This is a genomic window from Paenibacillus xylanilyticus (assembly GCF_009664365.1).
GTDB lineage: Bacteria > Bacillota > Bacilli > Paenibacillales > Paenibacillaceae > Paenibacillus > Paenibacillus xylanilyticus_A.
Genome location: NZ_CP044310.1, coordinates 4,771,511 through 4,787,176, shown reverse-complemented (window position 1 = coordinate 4,787,176; position 15,666 = coordinate 4,771,511). Strand labels below are relative to the sequence as shown.

General features: G+C 48.1%; 14 protein-coding genes. 9 read left to right on the top strand and 5 right to left on the bottom strand.

Going from position 1 to position 15,666, the window contains the following annotated elements; genetic code table 11:
• The first annotated feature begins 178 nt into the window (after nucleotides 1–178).
• From F4V51_RS21300 to F4V51_RS21290, 3 genes are all read left to right on the top strand, one after another.
• Nucleotides 179–1,081 carry a polysaccharide deacetylase family protein gene (locus tag F4V51_RS21300; protein ID WP_236146610.1) on the top strand — a complete coding sequence of 301 codons (903 nt, stop codon included), beginning with the start codon at nucleotides 179–181 and terminating at the stop codon, nucleotides 1,079–1,081.
• A gap of 40 nt (nucleotides 1,082–1,121) precedes the next feature.
• The gene (locus F4V51_RS21295; RefSeq protein ID WP_162009963.1) at nucleotides 1,122–1,775 is read left to right on the top strand and encodes a YkyA family protein; all 654 of its coding nucleotides are present in this window, start codon (nucleotides 1,122–1,124) and stop codon (nucleotides 1,773–1,775) included.
• 131 nt (nucleotides 1,776–1,906) lie between these two features.
• Nucleotides 1,907–2,812 carry a hypothetical protein gene (locus F4V51_RS21290; RefSeq protein ID WP_153979521.1) on the top strand — a complete coding sequence of 302 codons (906 nt, stop codon included), beginning with the start codon at nucleotides 1,907–1,909 and terminating at the stop codon, nucleotides 2,810–2,812.
• A gap of 101 nt (nucleotides 2,813–2,913) precedes the next feature.
• On the opposite strand, the gene F4V51_RS21285 is transcribed toward F4V51_RS21290, so the two are convergent.
• Nucleotides 2,914–4,086 (bottom strand): mannitol-1-phosphate 5-dehydrogenase, encoded by a 1,173-nt coding sequence (locus F4V51_RS21285; protein WP_153979520.1) that lies wholly within the window; start codon nucleotides 4,084–4,086, stop codon nucleotides 2,914–2,916.
• A 48-nt stretch (nucleotides 4,087–4,134) separates the two neighbouring features.
• Nucleotides 4,135–4,803, bottom strand: a complete 669-nt coding sequence (locus F4V51_RS21280; protein WP_153979519.1) for an HAD family hydrolase — start codon at nucleotides 4,801–4,803, stop codon at nucleotides 4,135–4,137.
• A 524-nt stretch (nucleotides 4,804–5,327) separates the two neighbouring features.
• Between F4V51_RS21280 and F4V51_RS21275 the strand changes: the two genes are divergently transcribed.
• The 3 genes from F4V51_RS21275 to F4V51_RS21265 all read left to right on the top strand — a co-directional run bounded on the left by F4V51_RS21275 (nucleotide 5,328) and on the right by F4V51_RS21265 (nucleotide 8,898).
• Nucleotides 5,328–6,251, top strand: coding sequence for an ADP-ribosylglycohydrolase family protein (locus F4V51_RS21275; RefSeq protein ID WP_153979518.1), 924 nt, complete (start codon nucleotides 5,328–5,330; stop codon nucleotides 6,249–6,251).
• A gap of 67 nt (nucleotides 6,252–6,318) precedes the next feature.
• Nucleotides 6,319–7,554 (top strand): MFS transporter, encoded by a 1,236-nt coding sequence (locus tag F4V51_RS21270; protein WP_153979517.1) that lies wholly within the window; start codon nucleotides 6,319–6,321, stop codon nucleotides 7,552–7,554.
• Nucleotides 7,555–7,989: 435 nt separating this feature from the next.
• Nucleotides 7,990–8,898, top strand: a complete 909-nt coding sequence (locus tag F4V51_RS21265; protein WP_153979516.1) for an RCC1 domain-containing protein — start codon at nucleotides 7,990–7,992, stop codon at nucleotides 8,896–8,898.
• Between the two features lie 87 nt (nucleotides 8,899–8,985).
• Here F4V51_RS21265 and F4V51_RS21260 read toward each other — a convergent pair whose 3' ends face one another.
• On the bottom strand, nucleotides 8,986–11,364 hold the full coding sequence (locus tag F4V51_RS21260) for an Ig-like domain repeat protein (RefSeq protein WP_153979515.1): 2,379 nt from the start codon (nucleotides 11,362–11,364) through the stop codon (nucleotides 8,986–8,988).
• Between the two features lie 266 nt (nucleotides 11,365–11,630).
• Between F4V51_RS21260 and F4V51_RS21255 the strand changes: the two genes are divergently transcribed.
• The 3 genes from F4V51_RS21255 (at nucleotide 11,631) to F4V51_RS21245 (ending at nucleotide 14,219) form a co-directional block, all read left to right on the top strand.
• Nucleotides 11,631–11,810 (top strand): hypothetical protein, encoded by a 180-nt coding sequence (locus tag F4V51_RS21255; protein ID WP_153979514.1) that lies wholly within the window; start codon nucleotides 11,631–11,633, stop codon nucleotides 11,808–11,810.
• Between the two features lie 202 nt (nucleotides 11,811–12,012).
• Nucleotides 12,013–12,711 (top strand): RNA polymerase sporulation sigma factor SigK, encoded by a 699-nt coding sequence (gene sigK, locus F4V51_RS21250; RefSeq protein WP_095289757.1) that lies wholly within the window; start codon nucleotides 12,013–12,015, stop codon nucleotides 12,709–12,711.
• Between the two features lie 164 nt (nucleotides 12,712–12,875).
• Nucleotides 12,876–14,219: an amino acid permease gene (locus F4V51_RS21245; RefSeq protein WP_153979513.1), complete on the top strand. Its 1,344-nt coding sequence runs from the start codon at nucleotides 12,876–12,878 to the stop codon at nucleotides 14,217–14,219.
• Nucleotides 14,220–14,263: 44 nt separating this feature from the next.
• Here the strand turns inward: F4V51_RS21245 and F4V51_RS21240 are convergent, their stop codons facing one another.
• Nucleotides 14,264–15,106 carry an alpha/beta hydrolase gene (locus F4V51_RS21240; protein WP_153979512.1) on the bottom strand — a complete coding sequence of 281 codons (843 nt, stop codon included), beginning with the start codon at nucleotides 15,104–15,106 and terminating at the stop codon, nucleotides 14,264–14,266.
• Nucleotides 15,107–15,159: 53 nt separating this feature from the next.
• The gene (locus tag F4V51_RS21235; RefSeq protein WP_153979511.1) at nucleotides 15,160–15,582 is read right to left on the bottom strand and encodes a MarR family winged helix-turn-helix transcriptional regulator; all 423 of its coding nucleotides are present in this window, start codon (nucleotides 15,580–15,582) and stop codon (nucleotides 15,160–15,162) included.
• Between the last annotated feature and the right edge of the window lie 84 nt (nucleotides 15,583–15,666).

Here is a 15,666-nt window from a genome sequence, read left to right as displayed (position 1 = left end):
TATACAGGAGAACGCAGCTGTTCGAAAAGCGATGAAAGGAAAATAGATAAGCAGATTGTAACCGGGCTTGTAACTATTCTGTCATTCACCCATGCCGCTTTTCTATTAATCTTCTATATAGAGACATGAAACGATATAATATACCAATAATCGGGAAATTAAGGAAGTGGCATGGAAAGTGAGAGTTCAACAACAGACAGCAGGAGAAAACAGCAGCATTGCGAGCAGAACCAGCCGAACGAAGACACACAAACGAAGACGAATCCGGTATGGGAGATTGAGTGCAGCCCTGATGCTCCTAGCACTGATCATTACCGGTTTAACATATGCATTCATTGGAATGACCCACTGGATTAAGGGCTATGTAGCCCCGCCCCCGGTAGCTGTCATTGAACAGCCAACCAAGCTGGGCATGATTGAAATGACTCCGGATGTGAAGGAAGAGCCTGCACGCTTTCAGGGACAGGTTCGCAAGCTGGCATACATAACGTTTGACGATGGACCGAGTGAATATACGGAACAACTGCTGGATATTTTGAAAGAGCATGAGGCCAAGGCAACCTTTTTCATGATTGGACGTCAGTTGAATCAGCATAAGTCAGCGGTAGAGCGGCTGGTTCAAGAGGGCAGCTACCCGGGGCTCCACAGCATGACACATAACTATAACACCCTGTACAAAAGCGGAAGCTCCGCGAATTTCGTAAAGGAATTCAAGAAGGAGCAGAAGATGGTGCAGGATCTGATTGGCTATACGCCGCATCTGATTCGCGCTCCTTACGGCAGCAGTCCACAGATCGGTGAGTCGTTCAGGGGTGACATTGCCGCAGCGGGATTCAAAATGTGGGATTGGACAACAGACTCCCTGGATTGGAATCTTCCGGGTCAGCCGGACAAAATCGTGGCGCGTGTCAGAAAAAGTGTCCACCGGGACAAGGAAGTGATCCTGATGCATGAGCGGGAGCAGACGGTGCAGGCGTTGCCGCGTATTCTGAAATTGCTTGAAGATCGGGGTTATGAGTTCGAGGTCTATGACCCGAATGCACATTGGACAGCCAATTTTAGCGGAGATACCCGCTTGTAATTATAGACGACAATACAAATGCAAGAGAGGAGACGACCGAGTGCGTACGTGGAAAAAATCAGCACTGGCTGCCGTAGGCCTGACGCTGGCGGTGCTCACCAGTGCCTGTGGCGAGCCGCAGGAGCCGGCTGCGAATCAGGTAAACGAATTGATCCGGAATGATCAGGAGATGGCTCAGAATCTGAAGGAGCTTGCCCGTCATGAACGGGAGGAAATGGAACTGTACACGTCGATTTTGAATAAGGGGAAAAACAAAAACAGTGACCTGGAATCACTGCTGGATCAGGCAGTAGAACATATCGCCGAGCGGAGAAAACTGCTGGAGCAGGCGGAGACCTTGATGAAGCAGACACAGGAACAGACACCTGCTGTACGGGATTCCCTGGGACGATTGTCTTTTGAAAAAGAAGAGACGCTGGTTCAGGCACAAACCGTTCTGGACGAGTATGAAGCAAGAGCCCAGACATTTGAGGAATTTGTAACCTCGTATCAGCAAAGTCTGGATGCCGATGAACGGCTCTATTCCTTAATGAGAGGCAGTGTGGATCCGAATCTGGTGAAAATTAAGCGCGCTATCCGGGAACGCAACATCCAATATGCACAGCTTGCCGAGATCAGAAAGCAATTCAACAAGCAGACAAAAGCGTTTAACGGGGCCAACGCCAAGCTTGTTCAGATGGAACAAGCGAGCTAGAGATGTGCCCGATCTCCACCTATTCTAGTTATCTATCTGATTGAGCTGGCATTCAGCCGTGTAAGTACTAGTAAGCAGCCTGAAGCAACATGGACAAGCATCATTGCGTATAAGCTAACGGAGGTGTTCATATGCGAAATAAAATGAATGTTAGTGCATCACTACTCGTTTTACTCATGGGATTCTCACTTGTGGCCTGTGGTAACAGCAGTCCTGCAGCACAGCCACCAACCAATAATACAGGGGAACAGACGCCAGCACCGGAGCAGCAGCCAAATGACAGTGCGGTGATCGAAGCAGAGGGCATTTTGACGGGATGGGCAGATCCTCACACGGTAGAGATCCGTGTCAAGGAGGTCCCGATGGCTTTCCAGGTTGAAGAGAATGTGCAGAAATCCTTCGATGATATTGATGATGAAGATTCAGTACAATTCAAATATGTAGAGAGAACGATTGAGACCGGTGACAATACAACGAAGCAGCTGGTGCTCAAGGAAATCGCGAAGATCGAAGCGGATGAACCGAACGGTTCCAATGCAGGCGATAACGTGACATCGGATCGTCCCAAAACAACAGAGCTGGAAGTAACGGTGGAAGGCATGACGGAGAAACGTGCAGCTGAACTTGCTCAAGGTGAGGGGTACTCGCTGTATGTGTTTGAACCGATGGCCTTTGATGCAGAGGACGACGAATTGACCATGAAGATTGATCCTGACTACAAAGTGGAGATCGAAAAGCTTCCTTCAGACTTCAATCTGGATGCGCTGAAGATGGATGCCAAGGAAGAGCTGAGCGAAACGGGAGAGGTTAAGGAACTGAGCAAGGAAGAGCTGAGTAAAGGCCCGATGAAGGATGCAAGACTGTATATGATGGCTCAAAACGATAAAAAGACCCAGTATTTCATTGTAAAAGAACTGGACGGAAATGGTTTCATTTTCCACATTGATGCACCTGTGGGTGAACCATCCGAGGGATTCCTGCCGATGGCGTATGTATCCCTGAATTCCATTATGAATGAAGCAAACATGACAAAATAACATGAAAAGAGCCGGAAGGAGCGATGCTTGGGCATGGGTTCCTCCCGGCTTTTTTGCCGTCTCTATTCAGTTGTGCATAACCTACCGTCTTACCTGAGGTGTCAGGTTAAAATGGTTGATCCCTTGTGCCCTTTGAGTTCCTCGTATCGGGCGACAACATGCTGGTGAATGAGGTGTTCGTCGGGAATTCCCATGCGTTCACGAATGAAGGCGGAGACGCCCTCTTCACGAATCATGTGCTGGAGCTTCATGGCTTCCTCGTCCTGCTCGTGATCGAAGAGCATTGCGGCTGCCATAGCGGAAGTAAGATGGGGAATTTCAATTCCGAATTCGCTGGCCTGCATCGCGGGGCGAACAAGCCGGTCATAAGGCGATAGCTTGCGAAGGGGTGAACGTCCGACCCGGGTAACCTGATCTGTCAGGTTGGGGTTGGCAAAGCGTTCGAGAATGGTATGGATATATTGACTGTGTTTATGCGGATTAAACCCGTGTTTTCTCACAAGCATGGCTCCCGTTTCCTCCATGACCTGTTTAACCTTGGCGCGCAGGGTTGCGTTACTCATGACTTGCCTGATCGTCTTGAATCCTTCGAGATATCCGAAGTATGCAGCCACACAATGGCCTGTATTCACGGTAAACATCTTGCGTTCAATGTAAGGCTCAAGGGAGTCGACGTAGTGTACGCCTTCAATTTCCTTGAATCCATCCAGCAGCGCTGGACGGTGAACGACCCATTCGTAAAAAGGTTCTACGGTGACCTGCAGCGGATCCTTATGGTCTTGCGCCGGAACTATCCGGTCTACTGCTGCATTGGGGAACGAGATATAGCGGTCGGCTTTGGTACGGGTCTGTTCATCCAGAAACGGATATATCCGTTTCTTCAGGCGGGTGCTGCCTCCGATGGCATTCTCGCAAGCGATGATATGGAGAGGAGCCTGATTATTGTTTTTCATGCGGAGATATATGCCTTTGGCGATAGGTTCGGCAATATCCTCAAGTGCAGATACTCCGACCGCTGTCGTAATGAGATCAGCCGATGCAATCCGCTCAGCCAGGCGATCCTGTTCGCCGACATGAATGGCCGTGACGTTGCTGACCATGGTTGTGTGCTGATCCGCATTAGCGAGGGTAATGGGATACTCTTTTCTTTTTTGCAGCATGGAGATCTTCTTCGGGTTACGTGCGACAAAGCAGACTTCATAATCGGAAGCGGACAACATATGACCGATAAAACCGCGGCCTATATTGCCCGCTCCAAAATGTACAGCTTTCATGTGTGAACTCCCCCTTTTTAAAATTTGAAATGCGAAATTCGTACAGACCTAGACGGTGGTGACGAGGGGCTTCGAAATCAAATCGTTAAATTCGAGGTCGGTCAGGCATGACAGCCGTTGGTGAGGCATATCGAAATCCAGCGTTCCTGTTATGGTGTTCGAGATTACGACACAGTGAATACCAGCTGCAGCAGCTGCACGCGCGCCGTTAGGTGAATCCTCAATCGCTACGGCTTCGTCTGGAGTTACTCCAAGCGCTTCCAGAGCTTGGTTATACAGTTCCGGGTCAGGCTTCACATGGGCCACATCGTCGGCTGTTCGAATCACTTCGAAGTAATCCTTCAGTTTCAGTTGTTCCAGGTGCTGTTCGACCCACTCCCGTTTGGAGCTTGAGGCAACGGCCAGTTTTAATCCAGCCTCGCGTGCTGCTTCGAGGTAATTCTGGATGCCTGGTCTTACCTGCTCCTTGTTCATTAATGCTGCATGCTGAAGCTGAACCGATTCCCTGAACGCTTCCCGATCGATCGGAAGATTCAAATCTGTGATGAGGTACTCATAGGGATTGAATGTTTTCAGACTGGTACCGATGCATTGCGAATACATCTCCAGGGTCAAGTTCACGCCGTGTTCCTTGTAGGCATCACGAAAAGCGATATACCATGCTGTCTCCGTATCAATAATCGTTCCATCGAAATCAAAAACCAGTGCCTTAATCATAAATTTGTTCCTCCTGTTTCAGAATTTGTTTTGGGATAAAACCAAATGAAAAAATCGCAAACTTCTTCTTTTTTACATTTGCTTTTGCGGCAGATTATCTGACGCGAATGCATGTTGAAAAATATAAATATGGAAAAAATGATGCGTTGAAGCTAATAAAACCGTAACATGGGACAAAGTGAGGGGTCAAGCACGTCATGATTGTTTACATTGAAAATTTGCACATAAATGACGTGTTTTCAGAAAATGGCGAACGAGGCAAAGCGTTATGACCTATGCATGTAAGCGGTGTACTGAAAAAACGGTTTTCTCCGTTGTAAAAAAATAAAACTTTTTTTGAGATAAGGAGTGATAACAACCGTTCCCCCTTTTTCGACACATTTATAATAGAAGGGAGCCCGTTGACATTTGTACGATTCGAAGAAGCCATGCTGCATCTTTTTAAAATTCTTTACGACAGAACAGCCCCTGTGGGAGAATGGAAGAGATATGTTGGAAATAAGAACGCAGAGGAGGGACCGGCGATGCTGGATAAGGATCGGTTCAATGGATGCTTACTTGGACTAGCGGCAGGAGATGCACTGGGAACGACAGTGGAGTTTAGCAGCCCAGGCACATTTGAGCCTGTAACCGATATTGTGGGGGGCGGTGTGTTTGGCCTGGCTCCCGGACAGTGGACGGATGACACGTCAATGGCGCTATGTCTGGCCGAAAGTCTGGTGAGAAAAGAACATTTTGATCCGGCGGATCAGATGCGCAGATACACGAATTGGTATGAAGTAGGCTACATGAGCAGTACCGGAACATGCTTTGATATCGGCGGGGCTACACGAAATGCGCTGGAAAGGTTCAGGAAGACCGGAGAGCCTTACAGCGGATCTACCGATCCGATGACGGCTGGTAACGGATCAATTATGCGGCTTGCACCAGTCGCTATGGTGTATGCGGGCCATCCGCAGGATGCTGTACATTATGCGAAGCTGAGCTCCCGCACGACACACGCAGCAGCGGAAAGCGTGGAAGCTTGCGAGGTGCTTGCGGCTATTCTGGTTGCAGGGCTGCGCGGAGCAGACAAACACACCATGCTGCTGCCTGAGACATGCCGTCAGCGGAGGAGTGAGTCTTCTTTTACCCCAGCCATTGAAGAGGTCGTGCGTGGATCTTACCGCGATAAGGAACCGCCTGAAATTCAGGGAAGCGGATATGTCGTCCGTTCGTTGGAAGCCGCATTATGGGCTTTCCATAAATCTTCCACATTTGAAGAAGGTGCACTGCTAGCCGTTAATCTCGGTGATGATGCAGATACAACCGGTGCGGTGTACGGTCAGATTGCTGGTGCTTATTATGGTCGGAGCGGCATCCCGGCACAGTGGCAGAACAAGCTTGCGATGCTGGAAACGTTCGAGTCCTTGAACGAGGCGATGTGGCTAAAAGCAGCCCAAATGTGATCCTGAAATCGTAACAGGGAATAACCAAAAAAAGAGACAGAAGATGGACAGGAGAAGAGAACATCATATGAACAAGACAGAACGACGTGCTTCAAAATCGGGAAAAGGAGGGGCATTTCCGTTATCCCTTCTATGCCTGACGGTAGGAGCATTCGCTATTGGGATGACGGAGTTTATCATTATGGGATTGCTGCCGAATGTGGCTGCTGATCTGCATGTGAGCATTCCTCAAGCAGGGCAGTTGATTACGGGCTATGCCCTGGGTGTCGCGGTTGGCGCACCCATTTTGACCGTGTTTACCCATAAGATACCGCAGAAAAAACTGCTGATCCTGCTGATGTGCATTTTTATTATCGGTAATGCACTATCCGTTATTGCACCAACGTATGGCTTGCTGATTTCAGCACGCATTTTGACGGCATTTGCACATGGTACGTTTCTTGGTGTAGGTTCACTCATGGCAACCCGCCTGGTTGCACCCGAGAGAAGAGCAGGTGCTGTCTCCGTTGTACTTGCAGGACTTACGATTGCGAATATTATCGGGGTACCCTTCGGTACATTTATCGGCCAACAGCTCGGATGGAGATCATCGTTCGGAGCCATTACGATCCTGGGTATCATCTCATTGATTGGCATCATTCGATTCATTCCGGTAATTTCGCAAGGGGAGCCGGCGAACCTCGGACAGCAGTTCCGTAATCTTGTTCGTCCTCAGGTACTATTAATATTGCTCATTGGTGCCATGGGCTGTGGAAGCCTCTTCGCGGTATTTACGTATATTACACCCATGTTAGTGGATATCAGCGGTTTTGCTGAGCAGAGTGTGACGTGGATACTGGTGCTGTTCGGCGTTGGTGTGACGCTCGGGAACATGCTGGGCGGCCGGCTGGCCGACTGGAAACTGATGCCGTCCCTGATGGTCAACTTCGGCGTGCTGGCCGTACTTTTGGCTGCACTCACGTTGACGCTGGAGAATCCATATCTGGCGGTCATTACAATCTTCTGCTGGGGTGTTGCGGCGTTCGGGATTATGCCGGGTCTGCAGATTCGGATCATGAATATGACACGCGAAGCACCGCTGCTTGCGACCACATCAAGCCACTCCGCGTTTAACCTGGGGAATGCAGGTGGAGCTTATATTGGCGGGTTTGCGATTACGCATACGGGACTTATTTCCGTACCATTGTACGCTGCAGTCATTGCGGCTCTGGGCTTGCTTGGGCTTGTGATCAGTCTGGGGATGGAACGCAAACAGCGTATGCCGGAAATCCCGGACGTTGTGGAGCCTGCACCGCTCAGCTGAGTCTAGGCAGTAAGATGGAAGGAGGAAGCCTCTGCTCCGCGTAATGTGGAGCAGAGGCTTTTTTGCAGTTTTAACTAGAAAAAGACAAACCATCCTGATTGAAGTATTATTGGTATAACATAACGGACACCATACAGGCCCTGAAAGGATCATTATAGTGAGGAAAATCATTAATTTTATTCTAGTTTTGCTGATCATCTGGGTAGCGCTGCTGTATCCTTTTCGTTTGGCTTGGTTTGAAGGTGTGCTTCAGATTCCTGAAGATCTTCATGCTGTTTTCTTGGTTTTTTTGTTCTTTGGATATCTGATTTGTTCCTCGGGCACAGGACTTCTTCTGGGCAAAATGTGCTTCAGGCAAAAAAAGGAGTAGTTCAGGAAAGTTAAGTTAAGAAATGGACTATCGCAAGAAACTTGCTTCAAGGGAGGTATTTCAGCATGGAACATGGTTCCCTGAATAAAGCGAGGTTGCAGGTAAGAAAGTCGCCCAAAGATCCGATAGCGGCGGGACGCCGTCATACCGTTGGGCTTACATCTGACGGTCTGGTGATGGCTGTTGGTGATAATAAAATGGGTCAATGTGAAGTCAGCGGCTGGCGGGATATCATTACAGTCGCAGCAGGTAATGTACATATGGCTACAAATACAGGCAATGTTCACACTATAGCACTGAAATTGGATGGCACCGTGGCAGCTGTGGGTTGGAATAAGGACGGCCAGTGCGAGGTAACCAACTGGCACGATATTGTAGCTATAGCGGCAGGTTGGCGCCACACCATCGGTCTGCAGTCGGATGGTACGGTGGTCGCCGTGGGTCGGCATCAAGAAGGTCAATGCCAGGTAAGTAGTTGGAATGATATAGTGGCAGTAACTGCAGGAGACTGGCATACCCTCGGCCTGAAAGCTGACGGAACAGTGCTGGCTGTAGGGAATAACCGATATCGCCAATGTGAAGTCAGTGGCTGGCGTAATGTTGTAATGATCGCTGCGGGTTGTCTCCATTCGGCTGGTCTGCAATCAGATGGTACAGTAACGGCCGTGGGTAGTAATAAACATGGTCAATGCGATGTAGGCAGCTGGCACGGGATGGTGGCGATAGCGGTGGGGAGTAATCATACCATCGGTCTGAAAGCGGACGGTACGGTTTCCGCTGCAGGCTTGAATACGTATGGCCAGTGTAATGTAAGTGACTGGCGCAATATTGTTGCCGTAGCGGCAGGTTGTGCCCATACCGTAGGGCTTCAATCAGACGGTACGTTGGTTACTGTCGGTGATCATACATATGGACAATGTGATGTAAGTGGATGGCGCGGCATTCGTATGCCGGGGAATATTTTAACGAAATAAAAAACCGCTAACGTTATCTTTCGCTAGCGGTTTTTGTTATAAAGCAGTTAAAAATAGATATTGGAAATGATATCTTAACTGGATTCCTTACTTCAAACTTTCCAATGACTCTTTGATGGCTGGACTTAAACGATAAGTCTTCAAAATGGTTTCAATTGCTTCTGCGCGCGTTGCTCCGCCGTTGGGGTCAAAGGAACGCTCATTTTTACCTTCGAAGATTCCCAGAGCAGCTGCTTTTCGGATGGCATCTGCACCGAATGCCCCATTCAAATCAGCAAATTGTACATTGGATGTATCAATATTAAGGATAAGCGAGTTCAATACACGTGTGATGATCAGAGCCATTTCCTGACGGGAAATGGTTTTATCCGGACGGATGGAACCGTCCTCATATCCGTTCAATACGCCAACGGCTACAAGTCTCTTGAGGTCATTGGTAGACCAGCGATTGTTAATATCACGGTATGCTGCGAAATCCTCTTCATTCAGGTTAACTTCACGTGATGCCATATCCACAAACGCACGATTGATCATGGCTGCAAATTCTGCACGGGTAATCTGTTCATCAGGCTCGAACCCGCCAGTAGGGTAACCCTTGATTACGCCCAGCTTGGTCAATTTTTCGATAGACGGTATCGCCCAATGCTGTTGAACATCACCAAACTGTAAGGTTACGAAGTCATCCCCTTTGCTGAGGATCTCAGCGATTCTGGATTGAACACCGGCAATTACGTTGCTATCTGCGTTCACTACCCGGCTTCTGAAAATATCGTTGGGATCCTGATAATCCTCGGATTGTTCCGGCGTGCTTGGCTGCTCCGTTGTTGTTCCTGGTACAGCGGGTTCTTGCGGTTTAGAAGTAACAGGAGCGGTTGGGGTCGAACCTGAACCTGAACTCGAACCTGTCGTTGGACTGGATGGAGTTGTGTCGCCACCTGGTACTGATGGTGGATTGGCCGGTGTACCACTGCTTCCTTGTACAACTTGCACCATTACCTCAGAGGTACTGTCAGCTACTCCGTGTCTGGCATCGCCATAATATTTAGCCGTGATCGGGTGATCTCCGACACTTAGATCACTTGTGGTGAAATAGGCTTTGGCCACACCATTCGCAACACCGTCCGGCCACATGGCAAGTGTAGCTAATTCCGTGTCACCATCCATGAGGATTACAGATCCTGCTATATCACGGGATATTTGTGGTTTTGTTTCTGCTCTTACGTAAAAGGTTACCGCGTTTCCATACTTGGATGGGTTCAGATAACTGGTAACCTTCGTCACCGTCGGGTGTTCTGTTGCAGAAGCTGCTTCAGCTGTTATCGTTTGGGTTAGCGGAGCTGAAGTGCTGCCCTTAAAGGTGCGGTTTCCATTGTACTCCGCGGTAATTTGATGATCTCCAGCACTTAAGCTTCTTACGGAATAAAATGCGAGATCCGGTTTGGTTACGTCCGTTCCGACCTCAGCAGTACCGAGTACGATATCTCCATCTTTGAAGGTGACCGTACCTGTCGGCATGTCGTACGTATCATTATAGTTTCTGCTCACTCTCGCCATAAACGCAATGGGCTCTCCTTCTGAGGCCGGGTTGCGTGTGCTTTCAATTGTAACAGTCGTATTAAACAGGTTTTCACTGCCCTCCGGAGGAGTTGTGCCTTCTCCATTTGATGGTGTAGGGGTTGGCACTGGCGTATTTGTCCCATTTCCTTCTGCCACTTGGAGTACTATAGCTGAGACGCTATCAGCGATACCGAATCTGGTGTCACCATAATATTTAGCAGTAATGTGGTGATCTCCAGCACTTAGATCGTTTATTGTATATGATGTTCTTGCATGACCGTTGGAAACACCTTTAGGAAACATCGGAAGCGCAGCTAGTTCCTTGTCGCCGTCCATAAGGATGACGGTTCCAGCGATATCCTGGTAATATTGCGGGTTTGTTTTGGTGCTAATGTCAAGCGTAAACGGTTCCCCAGACCGGGGAGGATAGAGGTAAGTAACCTCCGTGACCGTCGGATGTTCCGAAGGAGGTGTCGCCGTAGTGGATACCGTCTGTAAAACTGGATCGGAAATGCTGCCGCCAAATGTACTGTTGCCACTATACTCGGCTGTAATCTGATGTTCACCGGCATCCAGATTTCTTACCGAAATCAGTGCTCTGCTAGGGATGGAATCATTGACTACACTGGCAGTGCCAATTACGGTGTCCCCATCCTTCAACGTCACTGTACCCGTTGGATCCTGGCGAACAGTAGAAGAACTATCCGGATGGATCGATGCTACAAAGGTTACAGGATCCGTTTCTGAAGCTGGGATGCGCGTGCTTTGAAGCGTAATGGAGGTACTAACGAGTGATGCACTGTCCCCTGGAGAATTTGTACCTGCTTCTGCGTAAACAGCAGAGGCAGAAGTAACCGTCAGTACGGTTACAAGCAGAGTGCTTACCTTTTTTTTGAACGTTGAGAACATTGGACATGATTTCCCCTTCGGAGTAATTTATCGTTTCTGCATGTATATACATGCCCACATAAGAAACATAGATATTATCGTCATAATTTGTCGAAAGTTTAGTGTTATTGTCGAAAATTCAACTAACTTCCTTTATTGAACATATTACATCCTGTAAAGTGTCTCTTTAAGAAGTAGATTTTGAGTCATTAGCGGAGAGCCGATTAGACTTATATCCAGAAGCTTAATAATCATTAATATCATTTTTTCCAGGAGAAGGTGACCGTTTGTACTACTATAAAGGCGCGTTCAGAGGCGCAGATAACTTTATTTATTTCAAAAGCGATATGCCATTAGCCGAGAATGATGTGGTGATATTGGGAGAGAAAACGTATTTCATTGAGAGTGTCCAAAAAGAATTTCTGCTCCTGCAGAAGGTTGGCTCCATTGTTGAAGTGAGTACGTAGTACTCATGCCAAGGGATGGACTGACACAGGCAAGCATTAAGCAGCAGCGTTCACCATCATAAATATCCATTCAATCATCAAGGAAACGTTCCCTTTTTCAAGTGTACGTGCACTTCTGGGCCCCCGCCTACATACAATAGATCGACCCTGTTCCTTCACGTGCTCAGGCCAGATCGTTGTAAAACTGCAGGAGGTGTCATCTGTGCCCGGATTGTTTACCGCAATTGCCCTGTTCATCAAAGAGTTAACGCTGCTCGTCTCGTATGTCAAAAATAATGCGTTTCCCCAGCCCCTGGCTGAGGACGAAGAAGCCAAACACCTGCGCCTCATGGCTGAAGGCAACGCCCACTCCCGCAACTTGCTCATTGAACACAATCTGCGCCTTGTTGCGCATATCGTCAAGAAGTTCGATAATACGGGTGAAGATCTGGAAGATCTGATCTCGATCGGAACGATCGGCTTGATCAAGGCCATCGAAAGCTTTCAGCAAGGCAAAGGAACCAAACTCGCCACATTTGCGGCCCGCTGTATAGAGAATGAAATACTAATGCACCTGCGGTCCCTGAAGAAAACACGCAAAGACGTCTCCCTTCATGATCCCATTGGAACGGACAAAGAGGGCAACGAAATTACGTTAATCGATATCCTTGGAACCGAAGCGGATGATGTCGTAGACAAGGTACAGCTTAAGATTGAAAAAAGTAAAATCTATCGCAACCTCGACATTCTCGATGACCGGGAGAAGGAAGTCGTCATTGGCCGATTCGGCCTGGAGGCTGGCGGGGAAGAACGGACCCAGCGCGAAATTGCCAAGGAACTGGGTATTTCACGCTCCTATGTATCGCGAATTGAGAAACGGGCGCTAATGAAGCTGTATCATGAGTTCTATAAGCAAAAATAACGATGACCCAAACTAGAGGGCGCCTTGTTAGAAGAGGTGGCCTCTTTGGCGTGAAAAAAATCATAAATGAAGGATATGTATTCTGGTCAGATTATTATATGATGTGTTGTATACAAGTTTCAGCAACCTAGAGAGCATGTTCAGAAAGAGAGTGGTGGTTTACCATGCAGCAAGAAACATTAACACGGGGATTAAAGAACAGACATGTCCAGCTTATGGCGATTGGAGGTGCGATTGGGACAGGCCTCTTTCTGGGAGCGGGCAAGACAATTCAACTGACAGGACCGTCGATCCTACTGGCGTATATCATCACAGGTGTGGTTTTATTTTTGATCATGCGTGCATTGGGAGAACTGTTGTTAAGCAACCTGCAGTATCACTCCTTTGTGGATTTTGTGCGTGATTACCTGGGAAATATGGCGGCGTTTATTACAGGCTGGACCTACTGGTTCTGCTGGATTTCCATCGCTATGGCGGACATTACCGCTGTCGGCATGTATACGCAGTTCTGGTTTCCGAATGTACCGCAATGGATGCCGGGTTTAATTGCATTGGTCATTTTGTTAATCATGAATCTGGCAACAGTGAAGCTGTTCGGCGAGATGGAATTTTGGTTTGCTTTAATCAAAGTGATTGCCATTCTGGCCCTAATTGTTGTCGGTCTATATATGATATTTAAAGGTTTTACCACAGATCAGGGGACGGCAAGCTTCACCAATCTGTGGAGTCATGGGGGATGGTTCCCGAATGGCATACATGGCTTCATTATATCGTTCCAGATGGTGGTGTTCGCTTTTGTCGGCATGGAGCTGGTCGGACTGACCGCAGGGGAGACGGAGAATCCGGAGAAGGTTATACCGAAGGCCATTAACCAAATTCCGATCCGTGTACTGCTTTTCTATGTGGGGGCTTTGCTGATTATTATGAGCATCTATCCGTGGAAAGCGATTGTGCCGAGTGAAAGTCCCTTTGTACAGGTGTTTGCAGCAGTAGGTATTGCGACAGCCGCCGGGATCGTGAATTTCGTGGTGCTGACATCTGCAGCTTCGGCGTGCAACAGTGCCATTTTCAGTACAAGCCGTATGGTCTTCTCCATGGCCAAAGATCGGAATGCACCGGAATCCTTTGCCCGCCTGAATGGCCGAAAGGTGCCTTCCAATGCACTCTTTTTCTCCACGCTGGTTATTCTGATTGCCATTATTCTGAATTATGTCATGCCTGAGGGCGTGTTCACACTGATCACCAGTGTATCGACCGTTTGCTTTATCTTTGTCTGGGGCATTATGGTGATCTGTCACCTGAAATACCGCCGTACCCAGCCGGAGATCGCTAGAAGGAGCCATTTCAAGCTGCCGCTTTATCCATTTTCCAACTACTTGATTTTGGCTTTCCTCGCGTTTGTGCTGGTTGTTCTGGCATTGGCAGAGGATACGCGGGTGGCGCTGTTTGTTACGCCAGTGTGGTTTATTCTCATGGCAGGGATCTATGGGTTTAAGAAAAAAAAGTGAAAACGCAAACCGTCCATCAATGATGGACGGTTGTTTTGCTTTTGTTATACCCCAGAACTTATCTCATTCCGGTTTAACCACTTCAGAATAATCTCGACTGCTTCAAAATACCTCTGACCTACGAGCAAACCGGTATGGGTGGTGTGCCATAGTCCGGCATATTCCGCGCGAAGCTGCTCTGCGGTTAATCTGCCTCGTTGGTCCTCTTCCTCACTGGACACGGCTTTGATGACGAGACTAGGACATGTAATGGACTCACCATTAATGGATACCACGTCCTCACCACCGAAGAACGCGGAGAATGTGCTGAAGGCCTGCGATGATTCCATGGCCAAGTACTTGCGCTGGAAAGCGATGTCCTCTGCCGATTCATCTATGCTGGTCAGCTCATGATGAACGGGTGCAGGAACGACGAGGCCAGGCGTTACGCGATCCACTTCAGCATACGGCACGGAGCGAAGAACTTCCTGGCTCAGACTGGAATCGATCACGACCAACCCTCGCAGAGGAGAGCTTTCAGCGAGCTTTTGACTAAGAATGCCACCCATGCTGAATCCAATGAGGATAGGCGGCTCCCCGCACTCAGTCATGATTTCCCGAATATCCTCCAGGTAATCTTCGAAGGTCACTCGGGTCATGTCCTGCACCCTGCTCTTGTAGTGACTTCTCAGATTCATCACATAACAAGTCCAGCCCTCTTGAACGAAATGAGGGATGTATTTACTCCACATCCAGCTGCCTGTGTAGGCACCGTGAACGAATAGAAGAGGGGGTCTGTGATTACTTCTCCCTTGAATTTTATCTCCCTCAAAGATCTCCAGATACAAATCCTGTTCCCCAATGTATCGTGAGGTATGGTCGGGCAGGGATTTGGTGTAGTCCTTCATGTATAATTCCTCCTCCAATTTAGTTTTATATCAAACTATTTATCCAAAAAAATTTAGAAATTGCTGTGAATTTTCATCAAAATTCGAAGCAGTTCCTCTTTCTCTGTTTCTGTGATATCCGCGTAAAAGACATTCAGCAGGTTCTGGGAGATTTCTTCAAAAACGGGCTTGAGATCCTCGCCTTTAGATGTCAGTGCTACATGAACAACACGCGCATCCTCGTCACTTCTCTCCTTGATGACGTATCCCATGCGAACCAGCTTGTCGACAAGTGCTGTGACGGTAGATTTGTCCTTGCCGATTTTTTTGGCGATCTCCGCCATGGTCATCTGAGGTCGGTGATACAGAGCATAGATAATGTCGCCATGTGAAGTGGCAATATCCTGAACCCCATGCTTGGTCATCTCGGATACGATAAAACGGTTGGAACTCTCTTTAATTTTGGATATGAGTGATATGGCATCTCTTGTTTTCATAATCCTAATATAGTTTTATATCAAACCATTGTCAAGAGAATAGTGCAGTCATGTTTTAAATTGACAAAGATAATCATTCTCAAT